General features: G+C 49.7%; 13 protein-coding genes. 1 reads left to right on the top strand and 12 read right to left on the bottom strand.

The genetic code is table 11. From position 1 onward, the window contains the following. Window positions 1-67 precede the first annotated feature (67 nt). Window positions 68-694, bottom strand: a complete 627-nt coding sequence (locus AC5JLP_RS06985) for a response regulator (RefSeq protein ID WP_496067202.1) — start codon at window positions 692-694, stop codon at window positions 68-70. After that, window positions 691-6,252 (bottom strand): GAF domain-containing protein, encoded by a 5,562-nt coding sequence (locus AC5JLP_RS06980; RefSeq protein WP_496067201.1) that lies wholly within the window; start codon window positions 6,250-6,252, stop codon window positions 691-693. The genes AC5JLP_RS06985 and AC5JLP_RS06980 overlap by 4 nt, the downstream gene beginning before the upstream one ends. A 259-nt stretch (window positions 6,253-6,511) precedes the next feature. On the opposite strand from AC5JLP_RS06980, the gene AC5JLP_RS06975 reads away from it, so the two are divergent. Beyond that, a complete protein-coding gene (locus AC5JLP_RS06975; protein ID WP_496067200.1) occupies window positions 6,512-7,198 on the top strand; it encodes a hypothetical protein in 687 nt (228 codons plus the stop codon). A 10-nt stretch (window positions 7,199-7,208) separates the two neighbouring features. Here AC5JLP_RS06975 and AC5JLP_RS06970 read toward each other — a convergent pair whose 3' ends face one another. The 10 genes from AC5JLP_RS06970 to AC5JLP_RS06925 form a co-directional block, all read right to left on the bottom strand. Further along, entirely contained in the window at window positions 7,209-8,411 is a 1,203-nt protein-coding gene (locus AC5JLP_RS06970) for a lanthionine synthetase C family protein (RefSeq protein WP_496067199.1), read from the bottom strand. Between the two features lie 167 nt (window positions 8,412-8,578). Beyond that, window positions 8,579-9,247, bottom strand: coding sequence for an NADPH-dependent F420 reductase (locus AC5JLP_RS06965; RefSeq protein ID WP_496067198.1), 669 nt, complete (start codon window positions 9,245-9,247; stop codon window positions 8,579-8,581). A gap of 214 nt (window positions 9,248-9,461) precedes the next feature. Beyond that, the gene (locus AC5JLP_RS06960; protein WP_496067197.1) at window positions 9,462-9,950 is read right to left on the bottom strand and encodes a GNAT family N-acetyltransferase; all 489 of its coding nucleotides are present in this window, start codon (window positions 9,948-9,950) and stop codon (window positions 9,462-9,464) included. Window positions 9,951-10,105: 155 nt separating this feature from the next. After that, the gene (locus AC5JLP_RS06955; protein ID WP_496067196.1) at window positions 10,106-11,158 is read right to left on the bottom strand and encodes an aldo/keto reductase; all 1,053 of its coding nucleotides are present in this window, start codon (window positions 11,156-11,158) and stop codon (window positions 10,106-10,108) included. A 2-nt stretch (window positions 11,159-11,160) separates the two neighbouring features. Next, window positions 11,161-11,373, bottom strand: coding sequence for a hypothetical protein (locus AC5JLP_RS06950; protein WP_496067195.1), 213 nt, complete (start codon window positions 11,371-11,373; stop codon window positions 11,161-11,163). A gap of 188 nt (window positions 11,374-11,561) precedes the next feature. After that, window positions 11,562-12,278, bottom strand: a complete 717-nt coding sequence (locus tag AC5JLP_RS06945) for an SDR family oxidoreductase (protein ID WP_496067194.1) — start codon at window positions 12,276-12,278, stop codon at window positions 11,562-11,564. 110 nt (window positions 12,279-12,388) lie between these two features. Continuing rightward, on the bottom strand, window positions 12,389-13,243 hold the full coding sequence (locus AC5JLP_RS06940; RefSeq protein WP_496067193.1) for an SDR family NAD(P)-dependent oxidoreductase: 855 nt from the start codon (window positions 13,241-13,243) through the stop codon (window positions 12,389-12,391). Between the two features lie 110 nt (window positions 13,244-13,353). Next, on the bottom strand, window positions 13,354-14,211 hold the full coding sequence (locus AC5JLP_RS06935; RefSeq protein ID WP_496067192.1) for an SDR family NAD(P)-dependent oxidoreductase: 858 nt from the start codon (window positions 14,209-14,211) through the stop codon (window positions 13,354-13,356). A 57-nt stretch (window positions 14,212-14,268) separates the two neighbouring features. Continuing rightward, window positions 14,269-14,475, bottom strand: a complete 207-nt coding sequence (locus tag AC5JLP_RS06930) for a tautomerase family protein (RefSeq protein WP_496067191.1) — start codon at window positions 14,473-14,475, stop codon at window positions 14,269-14,271. A 32-nt stretch (window positions 14,476-14,507) separates the two neighbouring features. Further along, a complete protein-coding gene (locus AC5JLP_RS06925; protein WP_496067190.1) occupies window positions 14,508-14,873 on the bottom strand; it encodes a nuclear transport factor 2 family protein in 366 nt (121 codons plus the stop codon). Between the last annotated feature and the right edge of the window lie 65 nt (window positions 14,874-14,938).

The following is a 14,938-nucleotide window of genomic DNA, read 5'->3' as shown; positions in this document are numbered from 1 at the left end:
GCGTGACGCGATCGCTGATGATTTCAGGCAAGAGGTGCCGCCATCTGAATAAAGCAGGAGTCACTGCTCATAGCCTTGTAATACCGCGCTTGAGGGCGATGAGCACTGCTTGAGTGCGATCGCTCACCTGTAATTTTCTGAGAATACTGCTGATGTGAAACTTGACTGTGCCCTCGCTAATGTAGAGGCTGTTAGCAATATCCTGGTTGGCTTTACCCTTCACCATCAAACCCAGCACATCTCGTTCGCGATCGCTCAGTTGCGGGCGACTCATGCGTTCTACAAGTTTGGCTCCCACTTCGGGAGGAATGTAGTTTTGTCCCACATGCACAATGCGAATCGCTTCCAGCACTTGATCGAGCGGTGCATCCTTGAGTAGATAGCCCTTAGCTCCAGCTTGCAAACCCTGGTAGATTTCTTCATCGCCATCGTAGGTGGTCAACACAATGATCACGGCATGAGGAAACTCGTCGCGAATTGTGCTAATAGCCTGCACGCCGCTTAGCTCTGGCATTCTCAGATCCATCAGCGTCACATCGGGCTGGTGCTGACGAAAAAGCTGCACGGCTTCTAGTCCATTGCTGGCTTCGGCAACGGTTTCCATCCCCGGTTCGTATTTAATCAACAGCATCATGCCGTTGCGAACGATGGGATGATCGTCAGCGATTAAGACGCGGATGTTAGCTTGGCTCATAGGTCATCGTTGCCTCTGCTGACGGACAAGGGGGCATATACAATCACTTCGGTTCCTTGCCCAGGCTGAGTGGCGATCGTCAGTTGAGCGCCAATCCGTTCGGCGCGTTGGTGCATACCCATTAGCCCAAAACCATCGCTGACCCGACTGGCGCTGGCAGGCAAGGTAAAGCCCCGTCCATTGTCGCGCACACTCAAGCTCACGGCTTTAGCATCACAGTCGAGGTCGATCCAGATAGTAGTGGCTTGGGCGTGTTTGAGGGCGTTGTGTAGGGCTTCTTGACCAATTCGCAGCAGGTTTGTGGTGACGATCGCGGGCAGGTTGCAGGTTGCCTCTTGCAGGTTGAGTACAGTGCGTGCGGTGCTGCCATCTGTCAGTTGTTCGACGCTGGTTGTGAGTGCTCGTGCCAGATCGATGTAGTGGGTGCCGCCGTCATAGAGCGCCCAGACGGAGCGACGTGCCTCTGCCAAGCCAGTTTGAGCCAGGTTGCTGGCGCGATCGAGAATCTTTTGTACTTCTTCGGGGTCTTGAATGCGTTTGGCAACACCAAGCTGAATCGAGATGCCGTTAAAGGCTTGCGCCAATGTATCGTGAATTTCACCGGCCAATCGGTTGCGCTCTTCGGTGAGAATGGCGTGTCGATTTTGCTCGGCTAGCTGCGCCAGATGCAGAGCTACGGCAACTTGCTGCGCCAGGGTCATGACGAGTTCAATATTGGAAGGCAAGCGCGATCGCGCTGCTTGAAAGCAGAAACCGATAAAGCCAAGCAGTTGAGAGCCTAGCAGCAAGGGCACGCGCACGATCGATTGGTGTCCCTGACTCTGATGCCACTGAAACCGACTACACACTCGCTCGTTATTGAGGTTGAAGAACACCGCTTCGCTCTGCGCCAGGGCATAGTCCCACAGAGGAACGGGATCTCTGGATACGGGGTTTCTAAACAGGGTTAAATCTGGATGGGTGGCGATCGACTGCACCTGCCCCTCTTTGACAAAGCTTTGCATGGATTGAGTTTCATCATCGTTGTAGAGAAACAGTGCGGCAGCATGAGCCTCGACCTGAGCCGCAGATTCTAGTAAAACGTGATCAATAAAGCTTTTGGGGTTGAGTTGACCCGCCAGACGATCAACGCAGTTTTGCAGCGCCACATTGGCTCTCATCAGTTCAGCGGCGCGTGCCTGTTCTGCCTGAATTTGTTCTTCAATCAGGCGATCGACCAACTGGTTGCGGTATAGGGCGGCTCCAATACTTTCAGCGGCTGCCTGGAGTACATCAATCTCTTGTTGGTTCCACTGACGGACGTTGACACAATCATCAAGGGCAACGCAGCCAATATAGCGTCCCTCAAAAAAGATCGGCACGACACCTGTTGAGAGAATACCGAGCGCTTCAAACTCTAGCCGAGTCACATCTGGCAAATCGGCAACCCGCCCCCACCAGGACTGTCCCTGATGCAGTGCCTCAATCAAACTGTGAAAGGTGGCGTTATCGGTTGCAATTAAACCCAGCGCTCGCTGAATGCCCTCTGCTGCCCATTCATAGACAATGTGGTGATGCAGCATTTGTGTATCGGGGTCTTGAGCTTCAATCACCAAAAGCACACGGCTGATCTCTGCCACTTCGCCAACTGCCTGTAACGCCGCAGGGATGGCAATATCAATCTCTTCAACTTCTAATAAATCTTTGGTAATTTGAGCCACGACAGACAGCAGGCGATCGCGTTGCTTTAATTCTTCATTGACTACCGCCAGTTCTGTCGCACGTTGTTGGGCGGCTTGTTCCTGTTCACGGGCGATAACTTCGTTAAGCTTCGCTAACGCCGCTTGTTTCGCTTCTTCAGCCAATTGGATCAATAAAATCGCCAGAGATGCTTGGTTAGAAAGGGAGATCACCAACTCGCGCTCTTCTTGAGAAAATTCTCGGCTCTCACGAAATCCTAAGCCTAGAAAACCGACGCTGCGATCGCCTGCCTTGAGCACCAAAGATGCAACTTGTTCGCGCCCCTCCCGCAGATGCCAATCAATAGCATCTGGCCACATCATAGCTGTGAGTTCTGGCTGAAGCATCGCCATATCCAGGGTGAGAAATAAGTCTTGTTCCTCCATAAACCGAAAGGCAGGAGTGATATCAGCCGAGAAGGGAGCAAAGAAAATAGCTGGTTCGGTCGGAGTGGGATGATTGCTAATTTCTCCGTCAATCACTCGTGCAGTCAGCTCTAGCATTCTTTCTGGCTCTTGTAGCACAAACAGGTAGGCAAGCTCTGCTTGTGTAGTGTAGGCAATCTCAAGTAGGACTCTTTCTAAAAATTGATTCAAGTTTCCTTCATGAGCTAGCCAGTCAAGGCTACGACGAAGGGTAACATTCACTTTCTCAAGTTTTGCGGCTCGTTCTTGTGCCGCTTTCTCCTGTTCACGGGCGATCGCCGCTTGTTTTGCCTGTTCTGCTAGCCGCTGTGTTTCCAGCGCCAGCGAGGCTTGATGGGCTAGGGCTTGAACGGTCTCCCGCAACACCTCACTGGGCGATCGCGACTCGCGGAATGCCAGTCCCAAGTAGCCCACGACAGCACCGCCGACTTGGAACGGAAAGTGCCAAATCATCTGATGTCCTCGACTGCGATGATAGGCGGCAGCTTCAGGAAACCAGGCTTCTAAGTTGTCATCCACTGGAAAAACGACAATCTCACCAGCGGCAGTGCGGCGCATTACACTCGATATATCGTTGGCAGTTCGTTCTCGATAAAGGTCTTCTGTGGAATGAGGGTCAAACGGTTTCACAAGTTCCCCATCTTGAGCGAGTGCCCGCATGATGAATTCGTGTCCAATGCCCCGTTCCATCACTGCACCCGATGCCGCTTCTGCTACGGATAGCGCCTCTAGTAGAAAGGCATCAAGCGCCGCGTCCAGCGTACCTGATGCAACTAAACGCTCAACGCCTCGTCGTAGTGCATCATTTGCCCTCGCCAGTTCCGTAGCCCGTGCTTGAGCCGCTTTCTCCTGTTCACGGGCGATCGCCGCTTGTTTCGCTTCCTCTGCTAAGTGAGTTAATTGAATCGCAAGGGTAACTTGTTGAGCCAGCGCGTGAGCCAGGTCGATTTTCTGATCTGTGAAGTAGCGATCGCAAGGAAGATATACACTAACTGCCCCGATAGTTCTGTCACTTAGCACTAGCGGAATATTGAGACCTTTTAATTTGCCTCTTCTAGTTAAATACCATTCGCCAATATCTACACCAATCTGGGAAGACATTAGGATGACAAATGGATCAGTTGCAATGTCTTCAACCACAAAATGTTGCTTACGCTGATGCAAGTCCTCATTGTGAATCTGGTCTGAGGCAACAGGAAAACCAATCAGCCCAGGATGATCTGGTTCATCTTCTGGCTGAAGAATCTGCCCTTGCCAATAAGTCAGTCCAATGTAAGCTAAGTTTTCAGGCTCCGGATGAAACCAGTATTCTGTTAACGGTGCATCAAATTGTTCAGCAATGATCTTGAGGACATGCCCTAAGAAGCGATCAAGGTCTCTTTCGTTTGCGAGGACATCTATCGTTTGTCTCAGTGCAACGTTGATTTCTGCCAGCTTAACAGCACGTTCTTGAGCGGCTTTCTCTTGTTCACGGGCGATCGCCGCTTGTTTGGCTTCCTCTGCCAGTCGCGTCAGTTCGAGGGCAAGCGTCAATTGTTGAGCGAGGGCAGTCACCGTCTCACGAACAGCCCGACTGGGGAGGCGATCGTCGCGCAAGGCAATCGCTGTAAAGCCAATAATCTCGCCTTTCAGACGCAAGGGAGCGTGCCAGATAATGTGATGTCCGCGTTGCTGATGGTAAGTGTAGGCTTCTGGAAAGACCTCACGCAGATCCTCAACTCGGATGCTGGGAGTCTCTCCACGAGCCAGCATGGAAAAGATGCCGTCAATATCGCTTGAGGAGAACTCAACATAACGAGACAAGTAGGGATCATTGGCAAGTTCTTCAGGTGAAAGCAAGCGACTTTCTTCGACAATAGCAGCAGGTGTAAAGGTCAGACTACCTGGTAAACGCAGCATCACCGCAGCGCTATGTGCCCCAACTGTGGCGATCGCCTCACTCAAGAACGCACTCACCAGCGTTTCCAGCCGTGTATCAGAAGCCATCCGTTCAACGCTGCGACGCAATGCTTCATTCGCTTTTGCCAGTTCGGCGGCACGTTCTTGCGCGGCTTTTTCCTGTTCACGGGCGATCGCGGCTTGTTTGACTTCTTCTGCTAGCCGCTCCATCTCTAGTGCCAACGCAACTTGACTCGTGAGCGCCTGAATTATCTCAATCTGTCGCGCTGTCGGCGGAGTTTCTGAGGCAAGATCAAAACCAATCCAGCCCACTATTTCTTCACCTCGTTTCAATGGAATGTAGGCGATCGCGCGTGTGCCTCTAGACTCGTGATACTGCCGAACTTCGGGAATCAACACACTCGCATCGGAGGTCAGCCCCCAAACAAAGTTCTCAGACTGAATTCGTCGCCATGGGACAATCATTGAAGGCAAGTCTACCGACCAATCACGATCCAAATCGCTGCCAGCAATGGTTTGTTCTACATCGTCAACGATATGCACTTTTACCCGCACGGTTCTAGTCACAGGTCGGTAGATAATCAATCCCATCCCTTTGACTCCCAGTGGAGCTAGCACCTCAGCAGCAGTACGCAAAATCTCAACGATAATCGCTTCTGGGTCAGTCGCCGCACCCAGGCGTTCAGCACTTCGTTGCAATACGAAGTTTACTCGCGTCAATATAGCCGCACGTTCTTGGGCCGCGAGTTGTTGTTCACGGGCGATCGCGGCTTGTTTTGCCTCTTCTGCCAGTCGCGTCAGTTGAATGGCTAAAGCTGCCTGGGTACTCAGCGCCTGCACTAGCGCTGTCTGCTCAAGATTGAAGTGAGGTAGAGTCTCATAGGCAAGGCTGATTTGACCAAAGAATCGATCGTCCAGACAAATGGCGAATGCAATAGATTTTCGCTTGCCACAAGTTCGCAGAAACTCCACTGCACCAGTCCAGAAGAGGTCAGCATCCTCTTCTACATCGAAAACACAGAATCCTTCTGCATTGAGTAAACGATCTAGAAAAGGAACATTCGGGCGTGGCAACGCTGGAGTCATCGGATCGAGCGGGGTAAGTTTACCATTGCTGAAAAGAGCCGCTATCCACATCTGATCGGTACTGGGATCATAGGGAGTGATGACTGCCGTATCAGTATTTAGTTGAGTTGCAATCTCGTAGAGCAAAAAACCCAGAAAACTGTCAAGATTCGGTTCAACGGCAAGACGACTTACAGCCCGACGCATTGCCTCATTCGCTTTTGCCAGTTCTGTAGCACGTTCTTGTTCCGCTTGCAGTAGGGCTTGTTGAGTGCGATCGCTTGTTTTTAACGGCTCAGTCTCAGACCGACAGCGATCGAGTTCAGCCTGAAGCGTCGCTTTTTCACACTCTAGACAGGCAATTTGCTCTCGCAGGGCGATCGCCTCCACCAACGACAGTGGCTGTGGGGCGTTGCTTTGGCTGGAGAAACCATCAAGCGGGTCTGACATAAAACAGAGGCATCTTAAAGGCAATCACCCTTCTCATGGTGACTAAAAATTGCCCGTTTTACCAGCATAAAGGAGGGCACGATCGCGGCGATCGCTAGGAACTCATCGGCAGTCAGGCATTCAACCTGGACTTAAGTCTAGTGTTTACCTTGCCTGAAAGGGGGTTGAGATTCCCCGTTACAAGCCAGTAGGCAAATCTTGAGGTCATCCGTAAAGTGGATGGCATACCTGAGTCCCTCTCGCCTTTGAGGTCAACCTTATGTATTCATCCGATCGCTTCCACAAGCAGATTAGCCCCTTGAACCTGATGAATCGTCCAGTCCATCAGCCAGAGCGATCGCCCAGGTTCACGACAATAGCAGAGTGCCAACCTGAAGAAACCATACGCAGATCGATATCGACTCCAGAGTTAGACAAGCCTCTAGTAACCAGGTCGCGCTGTCGGGGCGTAATTCTCACTGAACAGGGCTGGCAACGGTTGCTGCAAGCCGAAGTCGTGTACACCAAGTTTGGCGATCGCCGCACCTTTGAAGCATTGAGCGAGAAAACGCTGCTTGACCCGCGCACGATCAACCGCATTCTGAGTCGTGAAACGGGAGTTGATCGCCGCACTCTGAAGATCTTTTTTGATGCATTCGACCTCAACTTAGCACCGGACGACTACACAGCAGCATCTCATCAGCATCCATCATCTCAGCCGCAATCATTTCAGCGGCATAGGATTGCCAATCCAACCGCTGAAACTCATCCTTTGGCATCAATGTTGCCTAGTAACACAGAAGAATTATCCCAGCTCAAGCAGCGAATTATCACCGATTGCCATCGGCTATCCATGCTATTGGGATGCGATCGCGGGCAAACCCATCTAACCATTAAGCTGTCTCCAGAAGCATTACCCCAACTGGCGATCGATGTTCGTCAGCACTATGAATTACCCTTAGCCTGAACAGACCGCGCTAGAACAGGTCGATCGTGGGAAACTTCGCTTGTGCTTGCAGGCAGTCCCATAGATAAATGGCTAGACCGAGGTCTCCTGTCCAGAGCGGATAACGCAACTGCCGATAAAGTTGCTGCGACAAACGGTACTGTTCGATCGCGTGCATGGCAAACACTCTAGCGCGATCGAGCCACATCTGATTTCCGGTTCGGACGAAGAGTTTGAGAAAGGCATAGCCATTGCCCCCCGTGCCGTGACACAGATTTGACCCTTTCCTCAATGGACCTGCTTGCCAGGTCAGTTCTCCACCCTGCTCTAAGATGCGATCGAATGACTCATTGATCCCTTTCGGTAGCATGGCTAAAGCCGTCACCATTCCAGGTGCACCATGACAGTACTGCACCAGATCTGGAGTTTGATCAGGATGTGCTGCGTCATAAACGGCTGCCCAGTTTGCTTTGCCATCCTCCGTCACAGCGGTTTGAACCACAGTGATCATCGCTTTGGTTGAGATAGCTTGAAATTCCTCATCGGTTAATAAGGATTGTCCAATCAGCAATGGCGTTAAGTTACTGGCAAAGCCATGTACAGGTCCCAGCCAGTGCTGCTGACTACCGTACAAATCAATCATCCATAAATACCCAGCTTCACCAACCGATTGCCATTCGCTTAGGAGTAACCCTGCTTGCAATTTGAAGGCTTCCTGCCATCTTGATTCCTGCGTCCATTGATACATAAAGCAAGCCGTTAGCATTGAACCTGCGATGCCCCACATCAACTCTCGAATCGGCTGGGAATCATTCTTGTGAATCAATCGCAGAATTTCGTTTGCTGTGTCTTCAGAAGGATTGCATTTATACTGCAATAGCAGCAGCGGCAATTCCCCAAATAGGTAAGATGATTGCTCTGGATAGGGACTGACTTTGGGATAACGCTGCCGATTTTGTGCCAGTGCTGCATCGAGATGAGTTGCAATCTCAAAGGTGGAGTCAACTGCCCCAACCGTTTGCAAATAATCGATCGCCCACAGCACACCCGCTTTACCAAGATACAGATCGCTGCCAAAACCGTTATCGTCTAGCGGATGCCCAGGCAAGAGCGTCGCCGTTTGCAGTTGATCAATTGTTTCGTGGACGATCGCAGTGATCGCTTGTTGAGCCGTATCGGGGTTCCAATCCATCTCGACGAGTGGATAATGTCTGCTTGCGTCAAATAAGGGCATCTTTTTACTCCAGAGGTAGTGCCAGGGCCTTTAAAGTACTCCCTAAAGGTTTTTGCGATCGCCAAGTCTGATCTTGCCAATGAGCGGCAATAAAACCAAAGTTGTCATAGATTTTGTATCCTGATTAAGATCTCCTTTCAGCCTGCCCTAGCCAGGTTTTAGGCATTTTAATATGTCCCTTTGCGACGCTCTCCAAATCTTGGTTCAGCACGAGGAGCCTCAATAAAACCCGGTGTGACGAGCGCATTTCCAGTTGCAAACATATACGTTCTGAGAATGTCTGCTTGCAGTTCTAACAGCCATGCATTCGATAACGGCCCAAAATCGACGGGCTTCAGCCCAATATCGTTGAGCAATTTAGCCGTGACTTGTTTCGCTTCATGGTCATCTCCAGCCATAAAAGCTTGCACACCTGCCTCTCTCAGTGCTACCGCATCACTGTTGAAAACCTCCATTGCCTGGTTATTCAATGCTTTTACGACCCTGGCAGCGGGGACATCTTTCTGAGTTGCTTCGGCTAGGGAATTGAGAAATTCTTCAGGCTGATACTCACGCGGAAAATCTCGATTGTTTAAGTCGATGATGACTTTGCCTGCCAATGCTGAAGTTGTCGTTAATAAACTGGAAGGAACAGCACGCACAGTACTGACAATGACTTCACAGGATTCGGCAACTTCATCGTTTGTCCCACCCGTTGCGGTAAAGCCAATTTCCGCAGCGACATCACGAGACTTTTCAGCACTACGCGAACCAAAAACGACTTGATGCCCTGCTACTGACCAGGCACCTCCAAGGACTCGCGCCATATTTCCACTGCCCCAAAAACCTATCTTCATTCTTAGTCCTCCCAATGTGCCAACATGACAGTTTCCTTTGAAGTGAAAAGCTTCTGCTCACGGCTTGATTGCTAACGAATTTGCGTATAGCGATGATTGTCAATCGCTTGATCGCCTGCAATTGTTGTGCTCACGCCAGCCACTTTGAATCCATGACGGCTTCTCATTCTCTGTAGATAAAAACTCTACAAATTTAATTGTTGATTCCAAGGCTCTACTCAATCTGCAACTCAAACTTCTGCTCGTTGACCTCAACTCCCCACTGACAACCCCGGTACTGCTCAACCAGCTTAAAGCCAAATATTTCATACAAATGTCTGGCTGAGTCCAAACCTTCAAACGTCCACAAATAAACGCGTCGATACTGCTTCCTCCGACAAAACTCGATCGCTGAATTCAACAGTTGTCGCCCGACTCCTTGACCTCGCAGCACATCTGACACAATGAACCAGCGAAGATGAACACCGGTTTGATTTGCCTGTATGCCATCAATGGCAATGGAGGCTTCAACCCGATTTTCTAAAACAGCGACCCAAAATCCATCGCGCTCTTCGTTATACCGATTCATAAACTCAGCTAGTCCATCTGCAACTTTAGCTTCAAAGAATGCTTCAAAGTGCCAGTATTTAGCATAGTAGATGCCATGTAGCTCAACTACTCGACCAATTGAGCCTGGAACGTAGCTGCGAAGAATTTCAATCATGACAAAACGTTTTTTGCGATCGTCCTGTTCAGTCTAGCTCTCTAGCTTAAAGTGTGCAGAAGAGAACTAATCCTGGTTTCGTACCCGAATGGTTGGCGAAGATGCGTCTAATCTATCGATGCTCAGTTGTAATACCTGCGCTTTCAATCTGCTACTCAATGAATTTGCGTATAGCGATGATTGTCGATCGCCTTGAATTGCCCACCGAAAATGAATGACTGCGGCATTTCCTGATTGAAAAAATCGTGGGGAAAGCCGAGTTCAATTTGACTCACCTGATCCAGTTGAGCGAGTTGGGCATCGGCTAATTTTACGTTCACACAGTCGAGATTATCTTTTACCTGGGCGGCTTTGCGAGCACCGACAATCGGAATGGTGCCTTGATGCAGCAGCCAAGCCAGAGCCACCTGAGCCGAACTACAGCCAATTTGAGATGCCACGTCATCCACTGCACGGGCGATCGTGTGGTTGCGATCGCTCTGCTGCACAAAGGCAGACATCCCCTCGTTATTCAGTCGTTTGGATTCGTCACTACCAGTCTCTTTAGTGTATTTTCCCGTCAGCCAACCATTTGCCAACGGCGACCAGGCAGTAATGCCAATATCCAGCGATCGTGCCATTGGCAGCAGTTCTCGCTCTACCGTGCGTTGCAACAGACTGTACTCAATTTGCAGCCCAATAAACGGTGTCCAGCCGCGTAAATGGGCGATCGTGTTGCATTGCGCCACCACCCAGGCAGGTGCGTCAGAAATGCCAATGTACAGCACTTTTCCTTGACGCACCAGATCATCGAACGATCGCATCACTTCTTCGGGCGGCGTGGTGAAGTCCCAGGAATGCACCCATAGCACATCAAGGTAATCAGTATTGAGCCGCTTGAGGCTACCTTCCACCGATTGCACCATGCGCTTGCGGTGATTACCTGCCCCATTTGGATCATTGCTCGGCATCCCGTTAGAATATTTTGTGGCAACGACGATCGCCTCTCGTTCCGAAGCAATCAATTCACCCACATATTTCTCACTCGTACCGTTCGTGTAGATGTTGGCGGTGTCGATGAAGTTACCGCCTGCTTCCCGAAAGGCTGTGTAGATGGTTTTGCATTCATCTAGCGATGCACCCCAGCCCCAATCTTCGCCAAAGGTCATGGTGCCGAGGCACAGTTCAGAAACCCGTAAACCGCTGTTGCCCAATAGTTTGTAGCGCATGATTAATTCTCCTGAATGAATTTGAGAAAGGCGTAGGCTTGTTCGAGTGAGAGACGGAAGCGATCACCCTTGTAGTCAATGATGTAAGTGCCCAATATCTCGCCACAGGCAGTACAGGTGACTGCATTGGACTTGAGCGTGTCTACACTGAGCTGCAAGATTTGTGCTTTCAGCCAGTCTTCAAAAGCTTCTGTGATTGCAGGGTTAGGAATCATAGTTGATGAGTGTAAAAGATAGTAAGGCTGAATTTCGACGGGTCATCGTGACGAGACGCAGTTCTGAAACCCGTAAGCTGCTGTTACCTAATCGTTTGTAGCGCATCATTGAACTCCTATGCATCATCTGTAAGGGCTGAAGTAAATTTAGTGAAGTAGGCAGGATCAGCAATGCCGTTAATGAGAAATCAAACTAAAGCATCGCCGCCATCGATCAGCAAAGTCGCTCCTGTGATAAAGCCATTTCCCATGAGAAAAAGTACGGCATCGGCAATCTCTTCAGGTTTACCGATGCGCTTGGCTGGAAGCTTATTCGCGATCGCTTCGACAATTTCTTGGCGTTGTGCCCCAAACACTTTATCCAGCATAGGGGTATCGATTACACCCGCACAAACGGTATTCACTCTAATTGGAGCCAACTCTACCGCTAAATTGCGGGCTACCGCTTCAATGCCAGCATTCGCTGCTCCAGCCAGCGCAAATCCTGAATATCCTTTTCTACCTGCTAACCCTGAGATAAAAACAATTGACCCATGACTAGAGATGCGAGAAGCGGCATGTTTGACGATATGTAAGGCTCCCCAAATTTTGCTATCCAGTGTGGGACGAAACTTGTCTTTAGTCGTTTTTGATAACGGTGCAGTTGCAGCATCTTGCGCTGAAATGAATAGGTGGTCAAACGGCCCTATCTCAGTAAAAGCAGTCTCTACAGAAGCCTCATGTTCAACATCTGCTTGAATACCACGCGCCCGACTGCCGATTTGGGCACTGGCTTGATCTAAGCGATCGGGCGATCGCCCGACAATCACCACGGATGCACCCTCAGCGTGAGCAGCTTTAGCGGTTCCTAATCCAATGCCTGAACTACCACCGACAACGACTACAATTTGATTGCTGAATTTCATTATTTCTTTGCTCTTAACGTCTAAATTTCAATCAACATCGCCTAATCCATTTCAAAGCAGATCGTTGTCTAATTACTGCACTGTTAGAAAATATAGCCCTGCAAACTGCCTTATTTCGTCAGGTATCCGCCTGTTACATCCATATCCATCCCTGTCACCACTGAAGCATCAGCAGATGCTAACCACATGACACTTCTTGCCATTTCCTCGGATGTCGCTAATCGCTGAATGGGATAAGGTGCGGCAGCTTCTTTAGGAGTTAGACCCCATGAAGAAATAGCACGATGCAGCATCGGTGTATCAACTGCACCAGGTGAAATTGAATTGATCCGGATGTTTTTATCTGCATACTCCAGTGCTGCAATTCTTGTCATTTGCAGCACAGCCGCCTTGCTTGCACCATAAGGTCCAATTTTGCCAAAGCCGCGATGACCACCAACAGAGGCAGTGTTGACGATCGTGCCATCGCCCTGTTGTACCATCACAGGAATCTCGTACTTCATTGCCAGAAATATGCCTGTCTGGTTGGTTGCAATCACGTTGTTCCACTCGTCCAGAGACATTTCTGCGATCGACTTAGGCGGACTTTCAATTCCGGCATTGTTAAAGGCAATATCAATGCGTCCATATTTTTGCACACAGGCATCCACCAAGGCTTTCACCTCTACCTCTTGCCGAACATCTGCTCGCATATAGGTGCCCTCACCGCCAAAGCCTTTAATTTTGGCTTCGACCTGCTTCCCTAAATTCTCGCGTCGTCCACAAAACATCACCTTCGCACCTTCGTGAGCAAATGCATAGGCAGTCGCTTCTCCAATACCAGAAGTTGCGCCTGTAATCAGCACCACTTTATTGGCAAATTTGCCTTGAGCATTAGCTTTTCCAGTTTCAGGGGCGATCGGTGTTTTCGTGTTTGCCTGAACTTGAGCGGCGATCGCGGTTGTTGCTACTCCTGCTGCTCCCATTGCTCCTACGGATAGAATTTGACGACGCGATAAAGCAGAGAAAGAGAAAAGCCTGAATAGTTTCATCATATGCTCCCACCAATAATTCTCTCGAAGTACAAGCTCAATCTTTAAAGCGCAACATCTACAGCAATCTCCTGCCAGCGAGTCGCCAAATCTTCTACAGTAGAGCTTTCCACAGCGGCAAGGTTTAATGGATAGTCTACGTTGTCTCGCTCGACCCAGCGTGCGGCTGTGAATTGACCATTGCTTGCCCTTAAGATAAATCCAGACTCTCGGCATTCTGGAGAAGCAAGATATAACACTCCGGGAGCTACTTGATCGGGTCGCAACTCCTCTGGTTCATCTTGGATGTTCCACATCCGCGTTTTAGCGACTGGTGAAATCGCATTGACCAGAATGCCATACTCTTTGCCTTCAACCGCGAGCACATTCATCAAACCGATCTGTGCCATTTTTCCCATTGCATAAGGAGCGAGGCCCTTGAATGCATATTGCTTGTAAATCGCCCTATCTGAAGTCGTCAGCACAATCCGTCCGTAGTTTTGCTGTTTCATCATTGGAAAGGCTGCTTGAGCCAACCAGGTTGGTGCTTCGATGTTAACGTTGATGGCACGTTGCAGAAAATCTGAGGTTAACTCCTCGATCGCTTGATAGGCGACCCAGCCAGCATTGTGGATCAAGATATCAAGGCGACCGAATTCTGCGATCGCAGTTTCCACCAAACCCTTACAATTCTCTCGGCTATCAAGCATTGCAATACTTGAAATCGCCGTTCCACCTGCCTCTTGAATAGCCCTGACAGCATTGACCGCTACGTCTGGGCTGGAACCCATACCATCCTGACCGACACCCGCATCGTGTATTACGACACGTGCGCCTCTATCCGCCAGCAGACGGGCGTAGGCGAAACCCATACCGCGCCCGCTTCCAGTAATAATTGCTACTTGATTGTCGAGTCGAATCATTTAGCGTTCTCCTGACTGAAATCCTGAATTCAAATGGGCATATGCATCGTTTAATGACTAATCGTTAGTGAGCTTTCTTTTCCATTCATCTGTGAGCATTCCTGAGAAACCCCAGTTTTCGTCAGCTATCTCTTGAATAACAATGTGGATATGTTCTGGCTTTTTACCGAGGATGCGGACAAGTAATTCTGTAAATTCCTTTACCAACTCAGACTTTTGTTCTCTCGTAGCTCCTGTCGTAATTTGAACATTGATGTATGGCATGATGCATATCTCTCTTAATGATTTCTTGAATCTTAGTCTTTGGAGGATAGGCACACCAGATCATCATGGTAGTGTCCACCCAATGTCCATATACCTTTGGTGGTATCCAAAGTCGTATGCCGCGCTTGAAAGTGGGATAAGCAAGTAGCAGTGTCGCCTTGAAGGGTAATGACATGAGTACCGAGTAGATGTTGCGTGGTTTTGAAGGTGCTTTCAAAGGCAGTCTTCCAGCGTTGGACTAATGCCTCTGCCGCGATCGTTTTAGGCTTTCCACCAGTGAGCGATGTGTAATCGACATCAACCTGATCGGCAAAACATCGTCTCACACTTGCCCAGTCGCGTAAATCAGACAAAATGACAATACTGTTAACAACGGACGTAATCTCTGTTCCAGCCATGACCTTTTGAGATGATAGTTTCTTTGTTTGTGCGAGTGCAGCCGTAGCGGTAAGGCAGCTTGCAA

The sequence above is a fragment of the Stenomitos rutilans genome, assembly GCF_059505485.1.
The sequence above is the reverse complement of the archived record's forward strand: the minus strand, read 5'-3'. Positions and strand labels throughout refer to the sequence as shown.

Bases quoted from the DNA above. Each gene is read 5' to 3' on its own strand.
- AC5JLP_RS06985 (WP_496067202.1), bottom strand. From the start codon at position 694: ATGAGCCAAGCTAACATCCGCGTCTTAATCGCTGACGATCATCCCATC.
- AC5JLP_RS06980 (WP_496067201.1), bottom strand. From the start codon at position 6,252: ATGTCAGACCCGCTTGATGGTTTCTCCAGCCAAAGCAACGCCCCACAG.
- AC5JLP_RS06975 (WP_496067200.1), top strand. From the start codon at position 6,512: ATGTATTCATCCGATCGCTTCCACAAGCAGATTAGCCCCTTGAACCTG.
- AC5JLP_RS06970 (WP_496067199.1), bottom strand. From the start codon at position 8,411: ATGCCCTTATTTGACGCAAGCAGACATTATCCACTCGTCGAGATGGAT.
- AC5JLP_RS06965 (WP_496067198.1), bottom strand. From the start codon at position 9,247: ATGAAGATAGGTTTTTGGGGCAGTGGAAATATGGCGCGAGTCCTTGGA.
- AC5JLP_RS06960 (WP_496067197.1), bottom strand. From the start codon at position 9,950: ATGATTGAAATTCTTCGCAGCTACGTTCCAGGCTCAATTGGTCGAGTA.
- AC5JLP_RS06955 (WP_496067196.1), bottom strand. From the start codon at position 11,158: ATGCGCTACAAACTATTGGGCAACAGCGGTTTACGGGTTTCTGAACTG.
- AC5JLP_RS06950 (WP_496067195.1), bottom strand. From the start codon at position 11,373: ATGATTCCTAACCCTGCAATCACAGAAGCTTTTGAAGACTGGCTGAAA.
- AC5JLP_RS06945 (WP_496067194.1), bottom strand. From the start codon at position 12,278: ATGAAATTCAGCAATCAAATTGTAGTCGTTGTCGGTGGTAGTTCAGGC.
- AC5JLP_RS06940 (WP_496067193.1), bottom strand. From the start codon at position 13,243: ATGGGAGCAGCAGGAGTAGCAACAACCGCGATCGCCGCTCAAGTTCAG.
- AC5JLP_RS06935 (WP_496067192.1), bottom strand. From the start codon at position 14,211: ATGATTCGACTCGACAATCAAGTAGCAATTATTACTGGAAGCGGGCGC.
- AC5JLP_RS06930 (WP_496067191.1), bottom strand. From the start codon at position 14,475: ATGCCATACATCAATGTTCAAATTACGACAGGAGCTACGAGAGAACAA.
- AC5JLP_RS06925 (WP_496067190.1), bottom strand. From the start codon at position 14,873: ATGGCTGGAACAGAGATTACGTCCGTTGTTAACAGTATTGTCATTTTG.